Below are 23,095 nucleotides of genomic sequence, written 5' to 3'. Positions count from 1 at the left end.
GGGGAAGCTCAACTGTCGCCCGGCTCCGCGGCCCGCGCCGGGGGCTTCCTGGCGACGAGCAGGATGTCCAGGTAGAACGGCTCGGCCGGTCCCTCGCTGCGGCCGAGGCCGGCGAAGGCGTTCTGGAGGTAGTCGTCGACCGCCCGCGGCCGGAGGCGGTCGATCCACCACAGGGCGCCCAGCGCCAGCCCGACGGCGCCGCCCCCGGGCCAGCCGTGCTCGCGCCCGTGTTGGCGGAGCAGGAGCAGCAGCCCGCGCGGGCCGCATGTCAGCTTCGTCGTCCGGTCGACCGCGAACCCCGCCCGCTCGGCCTGGACGGCCAGGCCGTCCGCGGTCCAGCGCCACAGGTCCTGGCCGCCGTGCTCCTCCCACACGCCGTGGGTCGACAGCACCAGCCGCCCGCCGGGCCGCAGCAGCCGGAACACCTCGCGCAGGTACTGGTCCGGATCGGTGACGTGCTCCAGGACCTGGGTGGACAGCACGCCGTCGAACGTCCCGTCCGGGACGGGGCAGCGGCCGTCGGGGTCGAGCGCGTGGTCGGCCCGGTACGCCTCCCCGTCGGGGAAGTCGGCCGTCCGCACCTCCGCCGTGGAGAACAGATCCCGGTAGGGGGCGGTGCCCGCGCCGTAGTCGAGCCAGAGGCCGGAGGCGTCGCGCAGCGTCTCGGCGAGCGCCTGGCGCAGATCGAGCAGGTGGGCGTAGGCCCAGTCGCCCGGCCGGGGGTCGACCCGCTCCCGGAACCGCTCGGCCATGACCTCCTCCAGGGAGCGTTCCGCCGCGCCGGCCCGCGAGCCGCCGAACAGGCCGGGCACCCGGTTCAGTAGGTTCACCAACGCCAGTTCTCCTCGTGGGGGAAGCGGAGCGTGGTGAGGTCGGGGCGGCCCACCCAGTGCCGGAACGGCTCGGCCGGGCAGTAGTCGAAGGGCTCCTCGTCCCGGTGCTCGTGCGCCGCCGCGCGCTGCTCGACGCAGGAGCGCAGCACCTGCTGCTTGCGGCCGACGTATTCGGGGACATGCGGGCCGAGCTGCCACTCCACCTCCGCCGGCCGATACTCGAAGTAGACGACCCGCCGCTGCTTGCCCTGCACGGCCGGAGCGCCGTGCAGCGTCAGGATGTTGTGCAGGAGCACGTCACCCGGCCGCATCACCGCCGGGATCGCACCCGTGGTGTCCCATTCGCTGGCGTTGAGCCGCTCGGCGGTCGCGGTGATCCGGTCGTCGTCCCAGTAGTTGGACTGCGGGATGCACCAGACGCAGTTGTCCTCCGGCGCCGGGTCGAGGTAGACGCCGACGTCGATCACCCGGCCCGCCCCGGTGACGCCCACCGCGTCGGCGTACATCTCGCCGTCGCGGTGCCAGGACAGCCGGGGCGCGCCCGCCGTGGTCTTGAACACCATGCTGTCCCAGGTGGGGATGAGGTTGGGTCCGACCAGGGCCTCCATCACGCGCAGCAGGAGCGGGTGGCCCGCCAGCCGGGCGATCACCGGGGACTTGTCGACCACGTACTCGATCCGGACCGGGGCCGCGTCGGGGTGGTCGGGCTCCTGGGTCCAGATGGTGTCGGTCATGGACCGGGTGCGCCACGCGTCGTCGATCAGCGACCCGGCGGCCTCCTGCACGGCCTCCAGCTCGACGGGGTCGAGCAGGCCGCGCAGCGCCAGCACCCCCTGCCGCCGGAACGCGGTCAGGTGCTCGGGGAGCACGCCTGTCTCCCGGATGTGGCACTCGGGCAGGACGGTGTCCTCCGGCCGTGCCGCGGTATTCGGGTTCACCATGCCTGGCCTCTCTGGTCCGCGACGAAATACCACTGCTCCCGCAGTGCGGCGGCGAAGTCCCCGGCGTCGAGGGCGGGCGAGCGCTCCAGCCACCCGGGGAGGGTGTGCAGTCCGTAATCCAGTTCCGTGACCAGCAGCGCCCACAGGTCGGCACTGGTCGTGCCGTACTCCCGCATGGTGCGGTCGCCGCCGTGCTCGAAGACGACGACCGGGCGGCAGCGGCGCAGCAGCTCGGCGGCGCCACGCAGGGCGACCACCTCCCCGCCCTCCACGTCGATCTTGATCAGGTCGACGCGCACGTCAGCGGGGACGACCTCGTCCAGCCGCACGGTGTCGACGACGATGTCCTCCAGGGTCTCGTTCTCCCGGTCGTAGGGCCTGCGCCGCAGCCCGCTGTAGCCGGGGTTGGAGAGCACGTGCACGAAGCCGTCCCGTCCCGTCCGGTCCGAGGCCGCGGCCCGCACCACGGTGACGCCGGGGAACTCCCGGTCGAGGCGGTCGGCGAGCTCGGGGAGCGGCTCCACGGCGAAGTGCCGGCCCCGCGGCGCGGCGCGGAGGAGATGCGCGAGGATGTCCCCGCCGCCGGCGCCGATGTCGACGGTGTTGGCGGTCGGGGAACAGACCCGTTCGATGATCTGCACGGTGAGCTCGTCGTACCAGTCGTTCATCCCGGCGAGTCCCGCCTCAGGCCGCATGTCCGCCACCGTCCCCGGTCCTGCTCGGCGGCCCGGCCTCCGGTCCCACCGACGGCGCGTCCGCCACCAGGCGGTCGAGCTCCGCCAGGTCCGCCTCGGTGAGCCGGACCTCCACCGCCTTCACGCTGTCCTCGATGTGCTCGGGGAACTGGGCCCCGACGACGGGCACCACCCCCGCGGGGTGGCTGAGCACCCACGCCAGCGCGAGCTGGGCCACGGTGCAGCCGCGTTCGGCGGCGAAGGCCGTCAGGAGGTCCACCAGCTTCAGCAGCCGGGCGAACCGCTCCCCCTTGAACATCGGGGAGTAGGCGCGCCAGTCGTCGTGGGCGAAGGAGTGGTCCGGCCGCAGCGCGCCGGTCAGCAGGCCGTGGGCGAGCGCCGACCAGCCCATGATCCCCACCCCGGCGTCCCGGCAGTGGGGCAGGACGTCCCGCTCGGCGCCACGGGCGAGCAGGCTGAAGGGGACCTGCGCGACGTCCGCGGGAGCGGCCGCGGCGAACTCGGTCATCTCCGCCACCGAGAAGTTGGAGACCCCCACGTGCCGTACCAGGCCCTCCTTGACGAAGTCCGTCAGCACGCCCGCGGTCTCCGCCAGCGGGACGGTCGGGTCGGGCCAGTGGACGAAGAACACGTCCACGTAGTCGGTGCCCAGGGTGCGCAGGCTGTCGGTGAGGTTGGCGCGCAGGAAGGCGGGGTCGCTGTTGCGGACGACGGTGTTCCCGCGGGTCTCCAGGCCGCCCTTGGTCGAGATCACCACCTCCGCGCGGCGGCCGCGCAGCAGGTCGCCCAGCCCCCGGGCGAGCGCGGCCTCGGCGGCGCCGCCGCCGTACGCGTGGGCGGTGTCGAAGAAGTTCACGCCCAGGTCGAAGGCGCGGCGTACGGCCTCCACCCCGGGCTCGATCCGTCCGCCCCACAGGCCGCTGAGCGCCCAGGTGCCCAGGCAGATCGAGGAGACCGGAGGACCGTCCGCGCCGAGAGAGCGGTGCTTCACGCGGCCGGCTCCTCGTCGCGCCGCAGGATCAGGAAGCCGACGCCCTGCTCGTCGACGAACTCGTCGAGAAGGGGGGTCAGCCCCGCCTCCTTGGCGATCTTGACGATGAGGTCGGCCCCGTGCCAGGTCAGGAAGCCCTTGAACTCCACCGGGTTGGCCTCGCGGTAGCGCTCCGCGTAGTGGTGGAAGAAGTCGCGCGTCACCTCGCCGAGGTCCACGAAGTTGAAGCCGAAGCGGCCGCCGGGCCGCAGGATCCGCCTGATCTCGCGGAGATAGAGGTAGATCTCGAAGACGTTGAAGTGGATGAAGACGTTGAGCGAGAACCCCGCGTCGAAGCCGGCCGTGGGCAGCTTCTCCAGGAAGTCGTTCTCGATGTGGTGGTAGGAGACGTTGGCGTGGTCCCGGCAGGTGACGCGCGCCTTGCCGAGGAACGACTGGCTGACGTCGGTGCAGAGCACGCTGCGCACCCGGGGGGCGAGCACCTTCGCCATGATCCCCTCGCCGCTGCCGATCTCGAAGATCTCCTCCTCCGGGGTCAGCCCCAACCGCTCGGCCACCCAGTCCGCCCGGTCGACGCGGTCCCGCAGGTATTCGTCCCTGGGCTGGGTGCCGGCGAGCTGGATCTGCATCTCCTCCGGCGAGCTCCACTCCCACACCCAGTTGAGATCACCCATGCTCTGCAGCGGGGGCTTCTTCGACGTCTGCTTCACGTTGCTCATACGACCTCACTCGCGGTGTCCATCCGGCTGGGTGTCCCTCCGGCGTAGGCTGTCGACCACCATTCAAGGGTCCGGCGCAGCCCTTCGGCGACGTGCATCTCCGGTTTCCAGCCGAGCTGGGTCCTGGCCGCCTCGATGTCGGGGCAGCGCCGGCCCGGCTCGTCGACCGGCAGGCACTGGGACACGGTGCGGAGCTCGACCCCGACCTCCCGGGCGATCAGCTCGGCGATCTCGCGCACGGAGAGCTCCTGGGTGGCGCCGATGTTGACCGGCCCGGGCACCGAGCTGCACATCAGGGCCAGCAGGCCCCTGACCGTGTCGTCCACGTAGCACAGAGATCTGGTCTGCTCGCCGGAGCCGTTGATGGTCAGCGGCCTGCCGGTCAGGGCCTGGTCGATGAAGGTCGGCACGATACGGCCGTCGTTGCGGCGCATCCTCGGCCCGAAGCTGTTGAACAGCCGGGCGATGGCCGTGTCGGCGCCGAGCGTGCGGCGGTAGGCGGCCGTCAGCGCCTCGGCGTAGCGTTTGGCCTCGTCGTACACGGCGCGTGGGCCCACCGGGTTCACGTTGCCCCAGTACGACTCCAGCTGGGGGTGCTGCGCGGGGTCGCCGTAGACCTCCGACGTCGAGGCGAGCACGAAACGCGCCCGGTGCGCCACCGCCACCCGCAGGGCGTTCTCGGTGCCCGCCGAACCCACGCGCAGCGTCTCCAGCGGCATGCGGAGGTAGTCGAGCGGCGAGGCCGGCGAGGCGAGGTGCACGACGTGGTCGACCGGCTGGTCGACGGTGAACGGCTCGGTGACGTCCGCCTGGACCAGCCGGAACCGCGGTGAGCGCTCGACCTCCGCGAGGTTCTCCGGATCGCCGGTGGACATGTTGTCCACGCAGATCACCGAGCAGCCCTGGGCGATCAGCGATTCGCAGAGGTGGGACCCGATGAAGCCGGCGCCGCCCGTGACGACGACCCGCGCGCCTTCCATGGTCGTGGCCGTCATCGGGCGGCCGCAAGCTCGGCGACGTCCTCGCCGGTCAGTCCGCCCGTCGCCGCGAGCCTGATGAGCAGGTCGGCCACCTGCGTGGCGGTCGGCGCAGTGGCGAGGGAGTCACGCATGACGGCGGCCTCCCGGCCGTACTGCCGATCGAACAGCACGGCGCCGAGGGCCTTGTCGATCTCCTCCCGGGTGGCCGTCAGGCCGGGCAACGTCTTGGTCGCCCCGAACGGGTCGAGCCGCCTGCCGTAGATCCGCCCGTCGTAGTTGAGGGCCAGGGACAGCTGCGGGATGCCCATCACGAGCCCGTTCATGTAGCAGTTGGCGCTGCCGTGGTGGATGAGCAGGTCACAGCTCGGCAGGATCAGTTCGAGCGGGCAGTTGCGCAGCACCCGCACGTTCGGCGGGAGCGGGCCGAGGCGCTCCACCTCCGACAGGGCCGCGGTGAGCACGACCTCCGCGCCGTGCTGGGCGGCGGAGTCGATCGCGTGGTGCAGCGCGGGGAGCTGCTCGCCGAAGACGCCCGTCGCCGAGTTGCCCCAGACCAGGCAGATCCGTTTCCCCTTCGCGGGACCGAACATCCAGGGGTCCAGATCCTGCGCCCCGTTGTAGGGCTGGTATCTGATGGGGATGCGCAGCGCGTCGCCCATCGGGGGGACGGCCACGTCCGGCGAGGGGTCCACCGCATATTTGATCTTGTGGCGGGTCCAGTCCACGCCGTACTTCTCGAAGCACGAGAGGGGGTCGTTGGCCACGAGGTTGAGCCCCGGCTCGGTCTCGATCGTGCCGATGAAGCCCGGCGAGAAGTAGACGCTGGGCACGTCGTGGAGCGCGCCGATCAGCGCGCCCTCCACCGCCATGATGTCGTGCACCACCAGATCGGGGCGCCAGGCGGCGGCGAAGTTCACGGCGCCGTCGTAGCTGCGCTGGATCGAGGTGACCGTGTCCTTCCAGAAGTCGCCCAGCAGGCTCGTGTCGAAGTCGCGGAGCGAGGCGAGCGCCTCCCCCGTGAACGGGTGCAGCGGCAGCGGCACCTCGGGAGTCTGCTGCGGGGTGTAGAGCGCCTGGACGTAGAAGGCCAGCCGGGCGCTCTCCATCATGTCGGGTGCGTCGAGCACCGACACGGGCATCAGCCCCGTCGAGGCGACCCCCTGCACCTGCTGCGGTGGGCACGCCACCCGGACCTCGTGCCCGGCCGCGCGGAACGCCCACGCCAGGGGCACCATGCACATGTAATGCCCGGCCCAGTTGGACACGGTGAACAGAACCCTCATGAGATCCCTTCTGGCGGTGTTCGATGGCCGGACGGTCAGGACGTGAGGGACATCTCGGGGTCCGCGAACTCGATGACGATCGTTCTGCGCCACTTCTCGGTGGGGTTCGGTCCCGACCCGTGCACGAGCCGGACGTCGTGCACGACGACGTCGCCCTCCTGTACGGCGATCGGCGTCCTGGGGCCGCCGTCGCGCACCGACACGACGTCCGCGTCGTCCGGCAGCAGGTGCGAACCGGGGACCCCCTCCAGGCACCCGTTCTCCGGGCCCGCCGTGTCCAGGCAGACGCTCAGGTTGCACACCGTGTGGGGCGCGACGTCGGCGCGGTCCCGGTGCCAGGGCACCCCGGCCGCCCGGTACGGCTCCTTGAGCACCAGCGCGAAAGCCGTCGGGACGGCGGGGGAACCGATGAACTCGGCGGCGAGGTCGCTCAACTCCGCCCGGAACAGCAGCTCGGCCTCCGGCCAGTCCTGCTTCTCAAGGTTGTGGATGCGGTACAGCACCGGGGGTTCCCCGTCGACCTCGTAGTTCCAGTAGTCGTCGGAGACGTGTCCCTGCTCCGTGAAGCGGGAGATCAGCCTCTCCGCGCCCGCTCTGAGCCGCCGCACCACGTCGTCGTCGAACACGGGTCCGGCGCAGACGAAGCCGTCTTCGCGGAACCGCAGGACCTGCCGGCTATGGTCTCGCACCACCGGGCTCATCGTTTGGTCAATCCCTTCGGCGGACGGTGACGGTGTCGCACGCCGGGGCGTCCGTGCCCTCCGGCGCCCCGGGTCTGAGAATGCGCCTGGCGTGTGGGAACGGCGCGGAGAGAGCACGGGCCCGGTCCGCCGGATCCCGATTCAGCGGATAATCCTGGGCGGAGCCGTCGGCATGACGAAATCCGTCATATTCGGAACCGTTTATCCAGGGCTCCGCTCCCCGCGTCCGGCGTGCAATTACTCCGCGGTTCATAGAACTTGACCCTATCCATTCATTTGGGGAAGGGGACTAGTGTTTTCACCACAGTCAACTCCCGGCCGAGCCCAGCCGTTTCTCCACGAACCGCGCCCATTCCGGCACCTGATGGCCGCCGATTTCAATGTCGAAGGACGATTTCAGTTCCGTCGGGCCGGCTTCGGCCGCCCACTTCGCGGTCCGCGCGAGGCCCTCGGACAACGGCGTGTCGCTCCAGTCCCCGAACACCGACCTGGCCTCTTCCGTGGCCGTGTAGGCCACCTTCACCTCGTCCCGGGCCGGCAGGTGCGCGATGGGGTGCTCGGGCACCCCGGCCGCGGCGCGTACGGCCTGCGCCAGCTCCAGCACCGTGTTGGTGCTCGCCGAACCCACGTTGAAGGCCCGGCCCCAGGCGCGTTCGGTCTCCGGGGCCCGGCTCACCACGTCCACGACGTCCTGGACGTAGGTGAACGCCCGCACCTGGCCGCCGTCCCCGTAGACCGTGATCGGCTCGCCGCGCATGATCTGGTTGAAGAAGATGGCCACCGCGTTGCGGTAGGGGTCGCGCATGTTCTGCCATTCGCCGTACACGTTGTGCATGCGGAAGGCGGTGAAGGGCAGCCCCTGCAGCCGCATCGTCACTTCGAGCTCGCGCTCGACCACGTGTTTGGCGTTCCCGTAGCTGTCGGCCGGGACCGGGGTCGAGGACTCCCGCATGGGCGTCTCGCCGTGGCCGTACACCGCCACCGACGAGGCGAAGCAGAAGAACGACACCCCCGTCTGCAGCGACGCGTTGATCAGGTTGATGCTGCCCATCACGTTCGTGCCGTAGTTGAGCTTCTTGACCGAGTGGCTGATCGCCTCGGCCGCGAACGCGGCGAAATGGAAGACCCGGTCGAAGCGGCGCTCGGCGAACAGGGAGTCGACGAGCGCCTCGTCGGTCACCGAGCCGACGACCAGGTCGGCGCCGGCGGGAACGCGGCCCCTGCTGCCGCCGCTGAGATCGTCGAGAACGGTGACCGCGTGCCCGTCCCCGAGCAGGCGCTCCACCAGATGGGAGCCGATGAAACCGGCTCCGCCGGTCACCAGGCAATGAGTCATTCGGGCTCCTTGAGGCTATGGGCGGCTATGGACGTCTGCTCCGCCGGTCCGCCGCTTGAGCGGCTCCCACCAGTCGCGGTTGGCCTCGTACCAGCGGGCCGTCCGGAGCAGGCCGTCCTCGAACGCGACGCGGGGCGCGTAGCCCAGCCGCCGCACCTTGGCGTCCGACAACGAGTAACGGCGGTCGTGGCCCTTGCGGTCGGGGACCCGCTCGACCCGGTCCCAGCCGGCGCCGCAGGCGTCGAGCAGGCGCTGGATGAGCTGCAGGTTGCTCAGTTCGGCGGTCCCCGCGATGTGGTAGACCTCGCCGACCTCCCCGTGCTCGGCGACGACCTGGATCCCGCGGCAGTGGTCGTCCACGTGGATCCAGTCACGCACGTTGCGGCCGTCCCCGAAGAGCGGCACGTCCCGCCCTTCCATCAGGTGGGTGACGAACAGCGGGATGACCTTCTCCGGATACTGGTAGGGGCCGTAGTTGTTGCCGGAGCGGGTGATGCTGACCGGCAACCCGTGCGTGCGGACGTAGGCGCGGGCGATCAGGTCGCCGCCCGCCTTGGCCGCCGAGTACGGGGAGTTGGGCGCCAGGGGCGTCTCCTCGTCCCACGAGCCCGTGTCGATGCTGCCGTAGACCTCGTCGGTGGAGACCTGGACGACGCGGGAGACGCCCGCGTCCAGGCAGGCCTGCATGAGGGCCTGGACGCCCAGCACGTTGGTGCGCACGAACTCGGCGGAGCTGACGATGGACCTGTCGACGTGCGACTCGGCGGCGAAGTTGAGCACCACGTCGTGGCCGGGCACGAGGTCGGCGAGGAGTTTCTCGTCGCAGATGTCGCCGTGGACGAAGGTGAGCCGGTCCTTGACGGCTTCCAGGTTGGCCGGGTTGCCCGCGTAGGTCAGCTTGTCCAGGACGGTGACCTCGGCGTCGCGCCAGGCCGGGTAGGCGCCGGAGAGCAGTTCGCGGACGTAGTTCGAGCCGATGAAACCGGCGCCGCCGGTGACGAGGACGCGGGGCATCAGCCGCTGACCTGCACGTCGCTGTGGTCGCCCAGGACGAGTCGGTGGGCTCTGGGCATGTCGGCGGCGGTCACCCGCGTCTCGCGGCCGATCAGCGAGTACTCGACGCGGCCGACCCCCTCGATGCGGGCGCCGCGCAGCACGATCGAGCACTCGATCTCGCTGTCGATCACCGTGCAGTCGCGGTCGATGGAGGTGAACGGCCCCAGGTAGGAGTTACGGGCGACCGATCCGGCGCCGAGGACGACCGGGCCGACGATGCGGGAGCCGGAGACGACCGCGCCGGGCTCCACCACGACGTGACCGATCAGCTCGCTGGCCGCGTCCACCTCGCCCACCACGGAGGACTCGATGCCCTCCAGGACGAAGCGGTTCAGCTCAAGGATGTCGCCGAGGCTCCCGGCGTCCCGCCAGTAGCCCGAGATCACCGTGGGTTCGACGCGGTGCCCCTGGTCGATCAGCCACTGGATCGCGTCGGTGATCTCCAGTTCGTTCCGCCAGGACGGTTTGATCTCCGCTATCGCCTTGTGCACGGCCGGGCTGAAAACGTAGACGCCGACCAGGACGAGGTCGCTCTTGGGGTGCCGGGGCTTCTCCTCGACGCCGACGACCCGGCCGTCCTCGTTCATCTCGGCGACGCCGAACGCGTGGGGTTCGGCCACCTTGGTGAGCATGACCTGGGCCTCGGGACGTCCGCGGCGGAAGCGGTCGACGAGGTCGTTGATGCCGCCGACGACGAAGTTGTCGCCCAGGTACATCACGAAGTCGTCGTCGCCGAGGTAGTCGCAGGCGATGAGGACGGCGTGCGCCAGCCCGCGCGGTTCGTTCTGCAGCAGGTAGGTCACCTCCAGCCCGAAGTCCGAGCCGTCCCCGACCGCCTTCTCGATCTCCTGCGCGGTGGTGTTGCCGACGACGATCCCCACCTCGCGGATCCCGGCGTCGCGGATCGACTCCAGGACGTAGAACAGCACGGGCTTGTTGGCGATCGGAAGGAGCTGCTTGGCCAAGGTGTGAGTGATCGGCCGTAAGCGCGAGCCGACCCCGCCCGCCAGCACAAGCGCCTTCACGAGTCGGCTCTGAAGGACGGGCCCAGAATGACAGGCTGGTTCACGAAGACTCCAGTTGTGTCGGCGATCTGAGTTCTTCGTAAAGTTATCGAAGTTTGATTCGTGATTTCCCTAATATCGCCGCCGTCTCATTCCGGCCGGGCCGGATCGGGCGTACGGCTCGTTACCGAAATGCGGACCGCCTGTCGACGGGAGTGCGGCGGATTCCGTTCCGGCGCCGAGGCGTCTCGAAACCGGGCCCTTTGCCCGGCGGAGTTCCCGCCCGCTTGAATCCGACGGCGTGGATTATCGCCCGAATTTCGATTTTCCCGGCGGCCACGCCCGCGAGATCGCGATCCGCGGCTGAGCGCTACTGCCCGGGGACGGCCGAGCTCCGCTCAGGCACCCCCGTCCGCGCCCTGACCTCGTCCCACAGCCCGCGCACCGAGTCGCGCAGGGTCCGCCGCGGGCTCCAGCCGAGCAGCTCCCGGGCCGGACGCGGGTCGACCCTGGTCCAGTCGCCGAGATCCGGCGACCCGGCCGGGGTCGGCAGCTCCACCACGTGGGCGGCGACCCCGCTCACCTCGATGAGCAGCTCGACGAGCGAGCGTACGGGGACGGCCTCCCCCCGCCCGATGCCGATCGCCGTGCCCGTGACCGGAGCCCGCGTCGCGGCGAGGACGGCGTCGGACACGTCCCGGACGTCCACGTAGTCGCGGTGGGCGCGCAGGGAGGTCAGCTCCACCTTCGCGGGCTCTCCGCCGGCGGCGGCCTCGGCGAGCTGACCGGCCACCCGCCCGAGCAGGCTGACCGCCGGTGTGCCGGGACCGGCCACGTTCGCGATCCGCAGCACGATGGCGTCCACGGTCCCCGCCGCGGCCGCCGTCAGGACGGCCTGGGTCGCGGCCAGCTTGGTCTTGCCGTAGGTGGTCGTGGGGCGGAGCGGCTGCGCCGCGGACGTCCGGCCGCCGGGAGCGATCGGACCGTACTCCAGCACCGAACCCAGGTGCACCAGACGCGGCCGGTACCTGAGCCGCTCCAGCGCCGCCAGGAGGCGGCGGGTCGGCACCACGCAACTGGCCTCCAGCTCGCGGTCGGACAGCCCCCACTTGCCGCCCGTGGCGTTGACCACGGCGTCCGGGCGCTCGGCGGCCAGAACCGAGACCAGGTCCCCGGTCGGCAGCCGGGAGACGTCAAGGGAGCGGAACCGGTAGGCCGGGGCGGGGCGGGGCGCGGTCCTGGCCACGGCGAGCACGTCATCGCCCGAGGCGGCGAGATCCATGCACACCTGGCGGCCCAAGAACCCCGTGCCGCCCAGCACGATGACGCGACCGTCACTCACCTGTGCCCCCTACTCAGCTCGTGGTCCCGCAGGAGCCGTGCCCGGTCCCGGATCTGGTCGACCAGCCGCGCCTGGACGCAGATCGCCGCCGTGTCGGCCGACTGCTCAGGCCGCTCGGAAGCGCCCACGGCCAGGACGAACGCGCGGAGCGTGTTGGCGAACTGGTCCTCGGGCGGCAGGATCAGCTCCCGCCTCTCGTGCTGGCGCTCCAGCCGGATCACCGGACGCCACGTCGGCGGGGGAGTGTAGGCGCGGTCGACGAGGATCCGCCCCTGGCTCCCCCACAGCGTGTACTCGCACCGGTAGGAGTGCTCGAACCCGAAGGCGATCTGGGCCGTCCGGCCGTCCGGCGTGCACAGCAGCGCGTTGCCCGCCACGTCGATGCCGCGTTCCGGGTCCTCCTTCAGGGTGGCGGCGACCACCTCCAGGTCGGAGCCGAGGAAGAGCCGGGCCGCGCTCAGGGGGTACACACCGACGTCGAGCAGGGCGCCGCCCCCCAGGTCCGGCCGGTAGCGGATGTCCCTGGGATCGAGCGGGGGGAAGCCGAAGGCGCCGTCGACCATGCGCAGCTCGCCGATCTCCCCGGCGTCCACCAGGCGCTGGACGGCGGCATGCAGGCCGTGCCGTAGGAAGGTGAGGTTCTCCATCAGCGTCAGGCCCCGCGACCGGGCGAGCTCCACGACCTCCACGGTGTCGGCGTACCGCGTGGTCAGCGGCTTCTCCACGAGCACGTGCTTGCCGGCGTACAGCGCCCGGACGATCCACTTGTGGTGCAGCCCGGCCGGGAGCGGGATGTAGACGGCGTCGACGTCCAGCCGGTCCAGGAGAGCCTGGTAGCCCTTGACGGCTTCGCCGCCGAACTCGTCGGCGAACATGCGGGCCTTCGCCCTCTCCCGGGCGGCGATGACCACCAGCTCGGCCGAGGACTCGCGCAGGATCGTCGGAAGGGTACGGCGCCGCGCGATGTCGGCGCAGCCGAGCAGGCCGAGCCGGACCGGGCGCGGGGCCGGGGTTCTCTCCGACACGCTGGTCACCACAGGCTGTGCAGGCAGGCCAGCAGGCTGCGGGCTTCCACATTGATGTAGTAGCCGTGCCGCAGCAGGGTGGTGAGCTGGTGGGCGGTGACCCAGCAGAAGTCGTCCGGCACCTCCAGCGGGAAGTCCTCACCGGCCTCCAACAGCAGATAGCGGTTCTGCGAGTGGTAGAACCTGCCACCCTCCTCGGCCAGGACCGTGTCGTAGACGATCCGCTCGGCCGGCGCCCGCAGCACGTAGTCGAGGAACTCCGGCCGGGCGCCCGGATAGTTCTCCGGGTTGCACTGGACCGTGGGCCCCATCTCCATGATGTCCAGCAGGCCCGCCTGGAACCGCGCGTGGACCAGCAGGTGGGCCACGCCGCCGATGCTCTTCACCACGAAGGCGACCAGCCCGCGCCCCTGGGGGTACAGCAGCGGCTGGTTCCACTCGGCCACCTCGCGATGGTTGGTCCGCACGGTCACCCCGACGATGCTGAAGTGGCGTCCGTCGTCATGGGTGATCTCCTCCGGCGTGCGCCGCCACCCGGGCAGCCCGCGCAGCGGCACGCGCTGTACCGCGAGCTCGTGCCGGCACTTGGCCGAGGTGAACCAGCTCAGCACGGCCGCCGCGCTGTGATGGGGCCGGCCCTCCCCGCTGACGGACCGGACGATCGCCGCGGCCATCCCCTCCTCGGCGAGCGCGCCGCCGGGGCCGGCCAGGAAGGAGTCGGGCAGGCAGGACAGCACGGTCCTGGTGTCCATGTTGACCAGCCCGTCGACCCTCAGCAGCTGCCGGATCTCGTGGAGGGAGAGCCAGTAGTGCCCGTCGGCGGCGGGCACGGTGTCGTCGACCTGGACGACCATGTTCCGGTTCCGCTTGCGCAGGAACCAGGAGCCCTGCTCGGACTGCAGGACGTCGACCAGGACCCGCCCGGCCTGCGGGCGGGTGAAGTATTCCAGGTATTTGGTGCCGCCGCCCCGGTGGATGCGGGTGTAGTTGCTCCGGGTGGCCTGGACGGTCGGCGAGAGCTGCATGGTGTTGAGGTTGCCGGGCTCCATCTTGGCCTGCACGAGGCAGTAGGGCACGCCGTCGACCGTCTTCACCAGCAGACCGAGGATGCCGATCTCCGGCTGGTTGATGATGGGCTGGCTCCACTCGCGGACCGGGCCGTAGGTGGTGCGGATGTGCAGGCCCTCGACGACGAAGAACCGGCCGCTCTCGTGCGCCAGGTTCCCTGTGGCCTCGTCGAACGCCCACCCGCGCAGCTCGTTCAGCGGGGTGAGATCCACCTGGCAGCCGGACATCCGGACCCGCTCGGCGAACCAGGACAGGAATCCCTCGCCCACTCCGTCCGCCCGGGCGTCGATATTACGGTGGCTATCCAGATCTGCCGACGTCATCGCGTGTCCTTAGGTGTCTGGAGCCGTACGGTACGGCGGCTCACCACAGTGCGGCCAACTCGGTCACGTGACCGTCGGAGGCGTGCCGCGAGTCCGACAGCAGCCGCAGATCGCTGTCGACCATCAGGGCGATCATCTCCTCGAAGGAGACCACGGGCTTCCAGCCGAGCCGCTCCCTGGCCTTCGCCGGATCGGCACACAGCAGGTCGACCTCCGCGGGGCGCAACAGGGCCGGGTCCACCACCACGTGCTCGCGCCAGTCGAGGCCGACGTGCGCGAAGGCCATCGAGACCAGTTCGCGCACGCTGTGCGTGACGCCGGTGCCCAGGACGAAGTCCTCCGGCTTCTCCTGGCCCAGCATCAGCACCATGCCGCGCACGTAGTCGCCGGCGAACCCCCAGTCGCGCTCGGCCTCCAGGTTCCCCAGCCGGAGGGAGTCCCGCAGGCCCAGCTTGATGGCGGCCGCGGCGAGCGACACCTTCCGGGTCACGAACTCCGGACCGCGCACCGGTGATTCGTGGTTGAAGAGAATGCCGGAGACCGCGAACATGTCGTACGACTCACGGTAGTTCTGCACCGTGTAATGGCCGAACACCTTCGCGACGCCGTACGGGCTGCGCGGATGAAACGGCGTGAGCTCATTTTGCGGGGTTTCCCTAATCTTCCCGAACATCTCCGAGGAGGACGCCTGATAAAAGCGCGGCTGCCCTGGGCCCGGGGTCCGTGACGCCGTTATGCCGCCGACGATTCTGAGGGCTTCCAGCATGCGCAGCACGCCCATCCCGGTGATCTCCGCGGTGGTGGCCGACTGCCGCCACGAGATGGGGACGTAGGACAGGGCCCCCAGGTTGTAGACCTCGTCGGGCCGGACCTGGTCCACCGCCGCGACCAGGCTGGCCTGGTCCAGCAGGTCGCCGCTGACGAGCCTGACCTCCGGGTTCGGCCGCCGCCCGCCGCGGATGGCCGGCGGGGCCTGACCGCGTATCATTCCGAATACTTCATAACCGGCATCGAGAAGGTGTTCCGCGAGATAGGTGCCATCCTGGCCGGTAATCCCAGTGATCAGTGCTCGCCTAGTCAGGATAATCTCCCAGCCATGAGACCATAGAGAAATGGGCGCATCACCCGTTGCCGCCGCTCACGATACGCGACATTCTTACCGGTATCACTAATTGCGAAAGCAATATAGTGAATTTACTAGTGGACCGGTGGGCGGCTCAGGCCCCGGCGAGGTCGGCGGCGGTGAACAGGGCCACGGCCCGGGTGCCGACGCGCAACGACTGACGGGGGCGCATGCCCGCGCCGGCGGGCACCCGGCGGCCCCGGACGGTCACCGCGACCACCGCGCGCGGCGGGAGGACCGCCGCCAGCGCCGACAGCATCTCCGGCAGGCCCTCGTCCGCGCGGCTCCCCTGCCACACGGTCTGCTCGCTGTAGGGCGGATCGGTTATCACCACGTCGGGCCGGTGCCCGGCGATCGCCGCCGCCAGCCCGGCCCGGTCGAAGACGTCGGCCTGCCGCAGGGCGTACGGCACCGGCCCGCCGTCGGCGGTGAGCCGTCCGGCGAGCCGCCCGGCCGCCTCGGCGGCCTCGGCGTAGCCGGGCTTGCCGAAACGGTCGGCCCGGTCGTTCAGTTCGGCGGCCCGGGCCCGCAGCCCGGTGTCGGTCAGCAGGTCGAGGTTGGCCCGCGCGATCCGCAACGCCTCGGTGGAGACGTCCGAGGCCAGCAGCGCCCCGATGCGGCGGCGGTGCAGGAGCCCCAGGACGGTCAGCAGGTATGCGCTCCCGCAGCACGGGTCCCACACCACGGCGGGCTCGTCGCCGCCCCGTAGCGCGAGCGCCCGCTGGAAGATCTCGGAGACGAGCCGCACGGGGAAGGCGGGGAAACCGGGGGCCGAGTGGAGCACGGCGCCGCTGGCGAGATCGCTGTAGTCAGCCCGCGTCGTCTCGTACCGGTACGCCAACCTGCCCGTCCTCCTCGTTCAGCGCCCATGTTATCCCGGGTCGCGCCTCTAGCCGGCAGAAGTCGGTCGGCGGCAGCGGCGCGACCTCACCCAGGGTGAGGCCGGCCTTCCCGCACAATCGCTCGAAGTCGCCCCGGGTCCGCTCCAGGCCGCTGCCGTTGACGAGCAGGTTGAGATCGTTGAGGTAGGGGAGAGGGTCCGCGCCCGGTGGCACCGTGTCGGGGAGGACGTGCTCGATCATCAGGATCCGCCCGTGCTCGGTGACGCTCCGCGCGCAGTGCTGGAGAATCGTCGCCGCCCGGTCGTCGCCCCAGCCGTGCACGACGCTCTTGAGCAGGTAGAGATCGGCGCCCTCCGGGACGCCGGCGAAGAAGTCGCCGGCCTCGATCCGGCAGCGTCCGGCGACACCGGCCCGGCGCAGGGTCTCCTCCGCCCGGGACGCGCCGGTGGGGCTGTCGTAGATCACTCCTCGCAGCCCGGGGTGCTCGCGCAGGACCGCGGCGATCAGCGTTCCGTCCCCGCCGCCGACGTCCACGACGGTTCCGGAACGGCCGAAGTCGTAGCTTCGGGCGAGGGCCTCGGCCACGCCCCGCGTCCCCTGGCTCATCGCGGTGTTGTACAGCTCCGACAGCTCGGGGTCGCGGCTCAGATGGCCGAAGAAGTCGGTGCCGAACGCCTCGTCGAACGCGGGGCGGCCGGTGCGCACGCTGAACTCCAGGTTCTGCCAGGCGGTCAGCATCGCGGGGTCGGTGAGCATGCGGGCGAGCGCGTACAACGACCCCGGCCGGTCACCGCGGAGCAGCGCCCCCACCGGGGCCACCGCGAAGCGGCCCGGGCCCGTCTCCGTGAGCGCCTCCAGCGCGGCCAGCCCGCGCAGCAGCCGCAGCATCGTGTGCTCCGGCACGCCGTACTCGGCCGCGAGGTCCGTCGAGGAACGCTCACCGTCACCGATCGCCTCGGGCAGCTTCAGTCGGATGCCCAGCCCGACCACCTGGGTGGCCCTGCCGCCGAAGACGAGCCGCAGCAGGTCCGGCCACGGGTTCTTCTCCACCTGCTCCTCCATGGCGCTGGCGACCGTCCTCCCTGCTTGCTCCTCCATGGCGCTAGCGTCCGTCCTCCCGGCCCAGGCCGAGGCGGATCGCGCGCTCGACCGCCGAATACCGCCCGTCGGCCCGGGTGAGCTCCAGCTCCCCGACCGGTTGCAGGGACGGCTGCGCCATGAACCGGGGCCGGGTGCCGGTGTTGGAGACGGGCGTGTGCACCAGGAACGGGTGGCACAGGTAGACATCGCCCGCCTCACCCGTGGCCGAGGCGAGCGGCCGGCCCGCGCCCACGTCGCCGGCCTTCAGGTATGTCCCCTCCGGGCCGTACGGCTCGAGCAGGGGCGGCACGTCCAGGTGGGAGCCGACGCGGATGAGCGTGGGGGCGTCCCGGTCCCCGGTGTCGGAGTACAGGAACAGCAGCAGCAGCGACCGCCCGCGCGACACCGTGTTGCACCGGAAGATCTTGTCGTAGTCGGGCGGGACGAGCGCCTGCTCGCCCTCCCAGTCCGGGCCGCCGGCCGCCTCCGCCTCGGCGGCCAGGAAGCTGGCGTCGATGTGCCAGCCGTAGTCCTCGGCCTCCTCCGGCCTCCGGACGCCGGGGAAGCGGACCGGGAACGTCCCGACCTGCTCGATGGGCCTCCACCGTCCGGGCCCGACCAACTGGTCGTAGGCGGCGTGCAGGGCGGGGGTGTTGGCGCTGCGCACGAACGGCTCGTCGCTCTGGGCCCCCAGCCTGACCACCTCCCTGGTCCAGGTCGTGGGATCGTCCGGATCCATGCCGAGCTGCTTCCAGAGGATGTCGCGAGCCTGGGCGGCGAGTTCCTTGGGAAACGCGCCCGCCAACCGGATGAAGCCGTCTGAGACAAAGCTCTCGATCTGCTCATCTGTGAGTACCTGGGCACCCATCGCACTCCTTATGGAATAGGCAAGTAATCCACCGCCTGGAGATCGTTATATCCCGGAACCAACCCGCGGCGGCCCGCGCGGACCAAGAACTAGCATTTCCCTCAGATCCGATTCCCCCGGGGGGAGTTAGCCTCGATAACTCCTGCGCCCAATAGAACGGGAGGTGGATCCGTGACGTGGCGGCTGACCGTCGGCCCGTCGTCGCCGGCCGGTGGCAGCCCGCCGGCCCGACTCCCGGACCCCGGGCGGGACCGGAGGCCGGGGCCTTCGACCACGCGGTCCGCGCCACCTTTCCGGAGAATCGGCGGAGACGCCGTCCGGGGCGGATCGCGGCTTTTCTTATGGGAAGCCCAACGTCTTTCACGCGTGGAGGCCGCATGAAAATCGAAGTGCTCAAACCGTCCTGCAATCTGGAGACGATCAGGGACGGGCGCGGCGGAATTTTCACCTGGGTGCCACCCGATCCCATCCTGGAATTCAACATGCTGCACCTGCACCCGGGAAAGGTGCGCGGCCTGCACTACCATCCGCACTTCGTCGAATACCTGCTCTTCGTCGAGGGCGAAGGCGTGCTGGTCACCAAGGACGACGCCGACGACCCGGACTGCCCCGAGGAGTTCATCCACGTCTCGCGGGGGGTCTGCACCAGGACGCCGAGCGGGGTCATGCACACCGTCCACGCCGTCTCGTCGCTGACGTTCATCGCCATGCTCACCAAGCCCTGGGACGAATGCGACCCCCCGTTGGTGCAGGTCGAGCCCCTGCCGCACACCCTGAGGCGCGTGTGAGGGTCGCGGTGGCCGGCGCCCGGGGCTTCGTCGGAGCGGCCATCACCCAGGCGCTCGGGGCCGTGGCCGTCCCCGTCAGCCGCGAGAACTACGAGGAAGTACGGCGCAGCGGCCCGTTCGACGTGCTGATCAACGCGGCCTGCCCGTCACGCCGCTACTGGGCGCGGCACAACCCGGCCGACGACCACCGCGAGACGGTGGTCAAGACCCGGGCATTCCTGCGCGAGTGGGAGTGGGACAGGTTCGTCCAGATCAGCAGCATCTCCGCACGCACCCAGCCGGACACCCCCTACGGCGCGCACCGGGCCGAGGCGGAGGAACTCTGCGCGGGCAACCTGGTCGTCCGCCTGGGTCCCATGTACGGCACGGCCTACGTCAAGGGCGTCCTGATGGACATGATCGGAAACCAGCCGGTCTACACGGCGGGCGAGTCACGCCAGAGCTTCGCCCCGGTCGAGTGGTGCGGCCGGTGGGTGGCCACCCACCTGGAGGCCAAGGGCCTGTGGGAGGTGGGCGCCAGGACGACGATCACCCTGCGGGAGATCAGGGACGCCGTCGGCTCGCGCTCCACCTTCGACAGCGACCGGATCGACGACCAGTTCCCCCTGGTCACCACACCCGAGGCGGACTGGCCGGTCGCCGCGGACGTGGTCGGCTGGCTCAGCGCGAGATGCGGAGCCGGCGGAGGATGAGGCGCCCGGCGGACTCTCCGGCGGCCTCTCGGACCCGTCCCACCGAACTCACTCGGCTCATGGTCGAGCGAACTCACTCAGCTCATGGTCGAACACGATCTGGAGAAGCATGACAACGTCCGAACGAGGTGACGGCATCAAGGGCCGGCCGACCGGTCACCGGACCGGCGCAGGTCACATGACGGTCATCGACCGCTGCCGCATCTGCGACAACACCGAGCTGCTGCCCGTGCTCGACCTCGGCCCGCAGGCGCTCACCGGGGTCTTCCCCCGGACCCGCGACGAGCCCGTCCCGCAGGTCCCGCTGGAGCTGGTGGTCTGCTCACCGAGCGGCTGCGGCCTGGTGCAGCTGCGCCACACCGCCGACTTCGGGCTCATGTACGGCGAGCACTACGGCTACCGCTCCAGCCTCAACCGCTCCATGGCCGACCACCTGCGCGGCAAGGTCGCCGCCATCAGGGACCTGGTCGATCTCGGCCCCGGCGACCTGGTCGTGGACATCGGCAGCAACGACGGCACCCTGCTGTCGGCCTATCCCGCCGACGGCCCCGCCCTGGTCGGGGTGGATCCCGCGGCCGCGGCCTTCGCCGAGTTCTACCCGCCGCACGTCGAGCTGATCCCCGACTTCTTCGCGCGCGACCTGCTCGGCGGGCGCCGCGCCAAGGTCGTCACCTCCATCGCGATGTTCTACGACCTGCCGCGCCCGATGGATTTCATGGAGGAGGTGCGCGACCTCCTGACCGACGACGGCATCTGGGTGATCGAGCAGAGCTACCTGCCCGCGATGCTCCACTCCACCGCCTACGACGTGGTCTGCCACGAGCACCTGGACTACTACGCGCTCCGCCAGATCGAGTGGATGGCCGAGCGCACCGGCCTGATGGTCGTCCATGCCGAGCTGAACGCGGTCTACGGCGGCAGCCTCTCGGTCGTCCTGGCCAGGAACACGGCCGACCGCGGGGCCGACGGCCCGGCCCTGGCCCGTATCCGCGCCGGTGAGGAAGACCTCCCCTACGCGGCGTTCGCCCGCCGGACCAGGGAGCACCGCGACCGGCTGCTCGACTTCCTCGACGAGTCACGGAAGCAGGACCTGCTCACCCTCGGCTACGGCGCCTCGACCAAGGGCAACGTGATCCTGCAGTACTGCGGGCTCGGCGAGGCCGACCTGCCCTGCATCGCCGAGGTCAACCAGGACAAGTTCGGCTGCTACACCCCCGGCACCGGCATCCCGATCGTCTCCGAGGAGGAGGCCCGGGCGCGCCGTCCCGACCAGTTCCTGGTCCTGCCGTGGATCTACCGGGAGCCGATGATCGCCAGGGAGCGCGACTTCCTGCGGTCGGGCGGGAAGCTCGTCTTCCCGCTGCCCGAGCTGGAAGTGGTGTGAACCGTGGCGACCTGCCTCGTGGTCGGCGCCCACGGCCAGGACGGCACGCTCCTGCGCGAGCTGCTCGCCCGGCGGGGCGACGCCGTCGTGGCCGTGGGCAGAGGCGAGGTCGCCGACATCACCCGCCGGGACGAGGTGGTCCGGCTGGTCGAGGCGGTCCGGCCCGACGAGGTCTACCTGCTGGCGGCCGTGCAGGGCCCGGCGCAGGACGGGCCGGCGGACGCCCGCGCCTCCTACGAGGTCAACACCCTGCCGGTGGTGTACTTCGCCGAGGCGCTGCTGGCGCACGCCCCGGCGGGGCGGCTCTTCTACGCCGCCTCCTCCCACGTCTTCGGAGAGCCGGAGACGGCCGTGCAGGACGAGTCCACCCCGCTCCGCCCGACCTCGCTCTACGGGATCACCAAGGCGGCCGGGCTGCTGCACTGCCGCGCCTACCGGGAACGGGGGGTCTTCGTCTCAGCGGGGATCCTCTACAACCACGAGTCGCCGCTGCGGCGGCCGGGCTTCGTCTCGCGGAAGATCGTACGGGCCGCGGCGCGGGCGGAAGAGGTCACGCTCGGCTCGCTGAGCGCCACCGTCGACTGGGGGTACGCCCCCGACTACGTGGCCGCCATGGCCGCCGTGCTCCAGGCGGACGGCCCCGGCGACTTCGTCGTGGCCACCGGCGAACCGCACACGGTCGAGGAGTTCGCCGCCACCGCCTTCGGCCTCGCCGGGCTCGACTGGCGGCGCTACGTCCGCCAGGACCCCGCCCTGCCGCACCGCGGCGGCAAGCCTCTGGTCGGTGACGCCGGCCGCCTGCGCGCGGTCACCGGCTGGCGGCCCACGGTGGACTTCACCGGCATGATCCGCAGGCTGCTCCAGGCCGAACTGGACGGAGCCGGACCGGGCGGAGGAGCGCGGTGCGGAGACCCGTCCGCGGACGGAACCGCCCTCCGGCGGCCGGAAAGCGAAAAGGACCACCTCTGATCTCTCAGAGATGGCCCTTCACCTCGGGAAGTACTGCTACGTCGGGGTGACAGGATTTGAACCTGCGACCTCTTCGTCCCGAACGAAGCGCGCTACCAAGCTGCGCCACACCCCGGTGCACGTCGGTCTTGCTCGTGCTTGGGAAAGTCTAGCGGACTTCGCGGGTGCTTGCGTCACTTCGGCGGCGGGGCACCAGCGTCAGGAGGCTCGCCTCGGGAAAGCAGGCGAAACGGACCGGGGAGTAGGGGCTGGTGCCGAGCCCGGCGGAGACGTGGAGGTAGGCGGAGTCGTGGCGGCTCAGCCCCTTGACGCGGGCCCGGTCGATGCCGCAGTTGGTGACCAGGGCGCCGTAGAAGGGGATGCAGAGCTGGCCGCCGTGGGTGTGGCCGGCGAGCAGCAGCTGGTAGCCGTCGGAGGCGAAGCGGGTCATGTTCCGGGGCTCGGGGGAGTGCATGACGCCGAGGCGGAGGTCGGCCTCGGCGGGAGCGGGGCCGGCGATCAGGTCGTAGCGGTCGAGGTTGATGTGGGAGTCGTGGATGCCGCCCACGGCCACGTCGAGATCGCCGACCTTGATGCGGGCGGTGGTGTTGTTCATGTCCAGCCAGCCCTCGACGGCCATGGCGGAGCCCAGCTCCTCCCAGGGGAGCGAGGGGATCTTCTGGGCGTGGTCGCCCTTGGAGGTGCGCCAGAGGTAGCGCGCGGGGTTCTTGGGGCGCGGGGCGTACATGTCGTTGGAGCCGTAGACGAACAGGCCCGGACGCGACAGCAGCGGTTCGAGGGCGTGCAGGAGCGGGCCGATCGCGTCGGGGTGGGCGATGGAGTCGCCGGTGTTGACCACCAGGTCGGGCTTGAGGTCGCCCAGCGAGCGGACCCAGTTGATGAGCATCCGCCGGCCCGGGGTGAGGTGCAGGTCGGACAGCTGCAGGATGCGCACCGGGCGCTGGCCGGGCTCCAGCACGGTCCCGTTTGATCTGGTTGAGGGCCACGTGCCCGAAGATCACGGCGAGCAGGCTCGTGATGCCGCAGCTGATGAATCCGGCCAGGCCGAGCAC

The 23,095-nt window shown here is 70.7% G+C and carries 22 protein-coding genes, 1 tRNA gene and 1 pseudogene; 4 read left to right on the top strand and 20 right to left on the bottom strand.

The genetic code is table 11. From position 1 onward, the window contains the following. Positions 1-8 precede the first annotated feature (8 nt). The 18 genes from ACWDS7_RS10940 to ACWDS7_RS10855 form a co-directional block, all read right to left on the bottom strand. Entirely contained in the window at positions 9-830 is an 822-nt protein-coding gene (locus tag ACWDS7_RS10940) for a class I SAM-dependent methyltransferase (RefSeq protein ID WP_451929116.1), read from the bottom strand. Next, positions 827-1,774 (bottom strand): phytanoyl-CoA dioxygenase family protein, encoded by a 948-nt coding sequence (locus ACWDS7_RS10935; protein WP_306860703.1) that lies wholly within the window; start codon positions 1,772-1,774, stop codon positions 827-829. Before ACWDS7_RS10935 ends, ACWDS7_RS10940 begins: the two co-directional genes overlap by 4 nt. Next, positions 1,768-2,469: an FkbM family methyltransferase gene (locus ACWDS7_RS10930; RefSeq protein ID WP_306860701.1), complete on the bottom strand. Its 702-nt coding sequence runs from the start codon at positions 2,467-2,469 to the stop codon at positions 1,768-1,770. Before ACWDS7_RS10930 ends, ACWDS7_RS10935 begins: the two co-directional genes overlap by 7 nt. Beyond that, positions 2,459-3,460, bottom strand: coding sequence for an aldo/keto reductase (locus tag ACWDS7_RS10925; RefSeq protein WP_451929097.1), 1,002 nt, complete (start codon positions 3,458-3,460; stop codon positions 2,459-2,461). Before ACWDS7_RS10925 ends, ACWDS7_RS10930 begins: the two co-directional genes overlap by 11 nt. Next, positions 3,457-4,179: a class I SAM-dependent methyltransferase gene (locus tag ACWDS7_RS10920; protein ID WP_451929096.1), complete on the bottom strand. Its 723-nt coding sequence runs from the start codon at positions 4,177-4,179 to the stop codon at positions 3,457-3,459. The genes ACWDS7_RS10925 and ACWDS7_RS10920 overlap by 4 nt, the downstream gene beginning before the upstream one ends. Further along, positions 4,176-5,174: an SDR family NAD(P)-dependent oxidoreductase gene (locus ACWDS7_RS10915; protein ID WP_306860695.1), complete on the bottom strand. Its 999-nt coding sequence runs from the start codon at positions 5,172-5,174 to the stop codon at positions 4,176-4,178. The genes ACWDS7_RS10920 and ACWDS7_RS10915 overlap by 4 nt, the downstream gene beginning before the upstream one ends. Then, positions 5,171-6,442, bottom strand: coding sequence for a nucleotide disphospho-sugar-binding domain-containing protein (locus ACWDS7_RS10910; protein WP_451929095.1), 1,272 nt, complete (start codon positions 6,440-6,442; stop codon positions 5,171-5,173). Before ACWDS7_RS10910 ends, ACWDS7_RS10915 begins: the two co-directional genes overlap by 4 nt. Before the next feature lie 35 nt (positions 6,443-6,477). Then, positions 6,478-7,131, bottom strand: coding sequence for a phytanoyl-CoA dioxygenase family protein (locus ACWDS7_RS10905; protein ID WP_306860691.1), 654 nt, complete (start codon positions 7,129-7,131; stop codon positions 6,478-6,480). Positions 7,132-7,450: 319 nt separating this feature from the next. Then, on the bottom strand, positions 7,451-8,479 hold the full coding sequence (locus ACWDS7_RS10900; RefSeq protein WP_451929094.1) for an NAD-dependent epimerase/dehydratase family protein: 1,029 nt from the start codon (positions 8,477-8,479) through the stop codon (positions 7,451-7,453). A gap of 15 nt (positions 8,480-8,494) precedes the next feature. Beyond that, on the bottom strand, positions 8,495-9,493 hold the full coding sequence (rfbB, locus tag ACWDS7_RS10895) for a dTDP-glucose 4,6-dehydratase (protein WP_451929093.1): 999 nt from the start codon (positions 9,491-9,493) through the stop codon (positions 8,495-8,497). Beyond that, positions 9,493-10,560: a glucose-1-phosphate thymidylyltransferase gene (locus ACWDS7_RS10890; RefSeq protein ID WP_451929092.1), complete on the bottom strand. Its 1,068-nt coding sequence runs from the start codon at positions 10,558-10,560 to the stop codon at positions 9,493-9,495. The genes rfbB and ACWDS7_RS10890 overlap by 1 nt, the downstream gene beginning before the upstream one ends. 349 nt (positions 10,561-10,909) lie before the next feature. Continuing rightward, entirely contained in the window at positions 10,910-11,881 is a 972-nt protein-coding gene (locus ACWDS7_RS10885; protein WP_451929091.1) for an NAD-dependent epimerase/dehydratase family protein, read from the bottom strand. Beyond that, on the bottom strand, positions 11,878-12,906 hold the full coding sequence (locus tag ACWDS7_RS10880; RefSeq protein ID WP_451929090.1) for a Gfo/Idh/MocA family protein: 1,029 nt from the start codon (positions 12,904-12,906) through the stop codon (positions 11,878-11,880). The genes ACWDS7_RS10885 and ACWDS7_RS10880 overlap by 4 nt, the downstream gene beginning before the upstream one ends. A 5-nt stretch (positions 12,907-12,911) precedes the next feature. Beyond that, positions 12,912-14,297, bottom strand: a complete 1,386-nt coding sequence (locus ACWDS7_RS10875) for an NDP-hexose 2,3-dehydratase family protein (protein WP_306860679.1) — start codon at positions 14,295-14,297, stop codon at positions 12,912-12,914. Positions 14,298-14,337: 40 nt separating this feature from the next. Beyond that, entirely contained in the window at positions 14,338-15,360 is a 1,023-nt protein-coding gene (locus ACWDS7_RS10870; RefSeq protein ID WP_451929115.1) for a GDP-mannose 4,6-dehydratase, read from the bottom strand. 154 nt (positions 15,361-15,514) lie between these two features. Further along, positions 15,515-16,261 carry an rRNA methyltransferase gene (locus tag ACWDS7_RS10865; protein ID WP_451929089.1) on the bottom strand — a complete coding sequence of 249 codons (747 nt, stop codon included), beginning with the start codon at positions 16,259-16,261 and terminating at the stop codon, positions 15,515-15,517. Further along, on the bottom strand, positions 16,230-17,360 hold the full coding sequence (locus ACWDS7_RS10860) for a methyltransferase (RefSeq protein ID WP_451929088.1): 1,131 nt from the start codon (positions 17,358-17,360) through the stop codon (positions 16,230-16,232). Before ACWDS7_RS10860 ends, ACWDS7_RS10865 begins: the two co-directional genes overlap by 32 nt. A 4-nt stretch (positions 17,361-17,364) precedes the next feature. Next, entirely contained in the window at positions 17,365-18,210 is an 846-nt protein-coding gene (locus ACWDS7_RS10855) for a phytanoyl-CoA dioxygenase (RefSeq protein ID WP_451929087.1), read from the bottom strand. 377 nt (positions 18,211-18,587) lie between these two features. Here ACWDS7_RS10855 and ACWDS7_RS10850 point away from each other — a divergent pair, with 377 nt between their 5' ends. The 4 genes from ACWDS7_RS10850 to ACWDS7_RS10835 all read left to right on the top strand — a co-directional run bounded on the left by ACWDS7_RS10850 (position 18,588) and on the right by ACWDS7_RS10835 (position 22,043). After that, positions 18,588-18,998 carry a cupin domain-containing protein gene (locus ACWDS7_RS10850; RefSeq protein ID WP_306860671.1) on the top strand — a complete coding sequence of 137 codons (411 nt, stop codon included), beginning with the start codon at positions 18,588-18,590 and terminating at the stop codon, positions 18,996-18,998. Next, positions 18,995-19,690, top strand: a complete 696-nt coding sequence (locus ACWDS7_RS10845) for a hypothetical protein (protein ID WP_451929086.1) — start codon at positions 18,995-18,997, stop codon at positions 19,688-19,690. The genes ACWDS7_RS10850 and ACWDS7_RS10845 overlap by 4 nt, the downstream gene beginning before the upstream one ends. A gap of 109 nt (positions 19,691-19,799) precedes the next feature. Then, positions 19,800-21,074: a class I SAM-dependent methyltransferase gene (locus ACWDS7_RS10840; protein WP_451929085.1), complete on the top strand. Its 1,275-nt coding sequence runs from the start codon at positions 19,800-19,802 to the stop codon at positions 21,072-21,074. Between the two features lie 3 nt (positions 21,075-21,077). Continuing rightward, positions 21,078-22,043, top strand: a complete 966-nt coding sequence (locus ACWDS7_RS10835) for a GDP-mannose 4,6-dehydratase (protein WP_451929084.1) — start codon at positions 21,078-21,080, stop codon at positions 22,041-22,043. 41 nt (positions 22,044-22,084) lie between these two features. Here the strand turns inward: ACWDS7_RS10835 and ACWDS7_RS10830 are convergent. Both ACWDS7_RS10830 and ACWDS7_RS10825 read right to left on the bottom strand, forming a co-directional pair. Next, positions 22,085-22,158: transfer RNA gene (locus ACWDS7_RS10830), tRNA-Pro, on the bottom strand. A gap of 33 nt (positions 22,159-22,191) precedes the next feature. Next, positions 22,192-23,001, bottom strand: a pseudogene (locus tag ACWDS7_RS10825) (metallophosphoesterase); the annotation flags it as partial. Positions 23,002-23,095: the final 94 nt, after the last annotated feature.

It is taken from the genome of Streptosporangium sp. NPDC003464 (assembly GCF_053588315.1).
The sequence above is the reverse complement of the archived record's forward strand: the minus strand, read 5'-3'. Positions and strand labels throughout refer to the sequence as shown.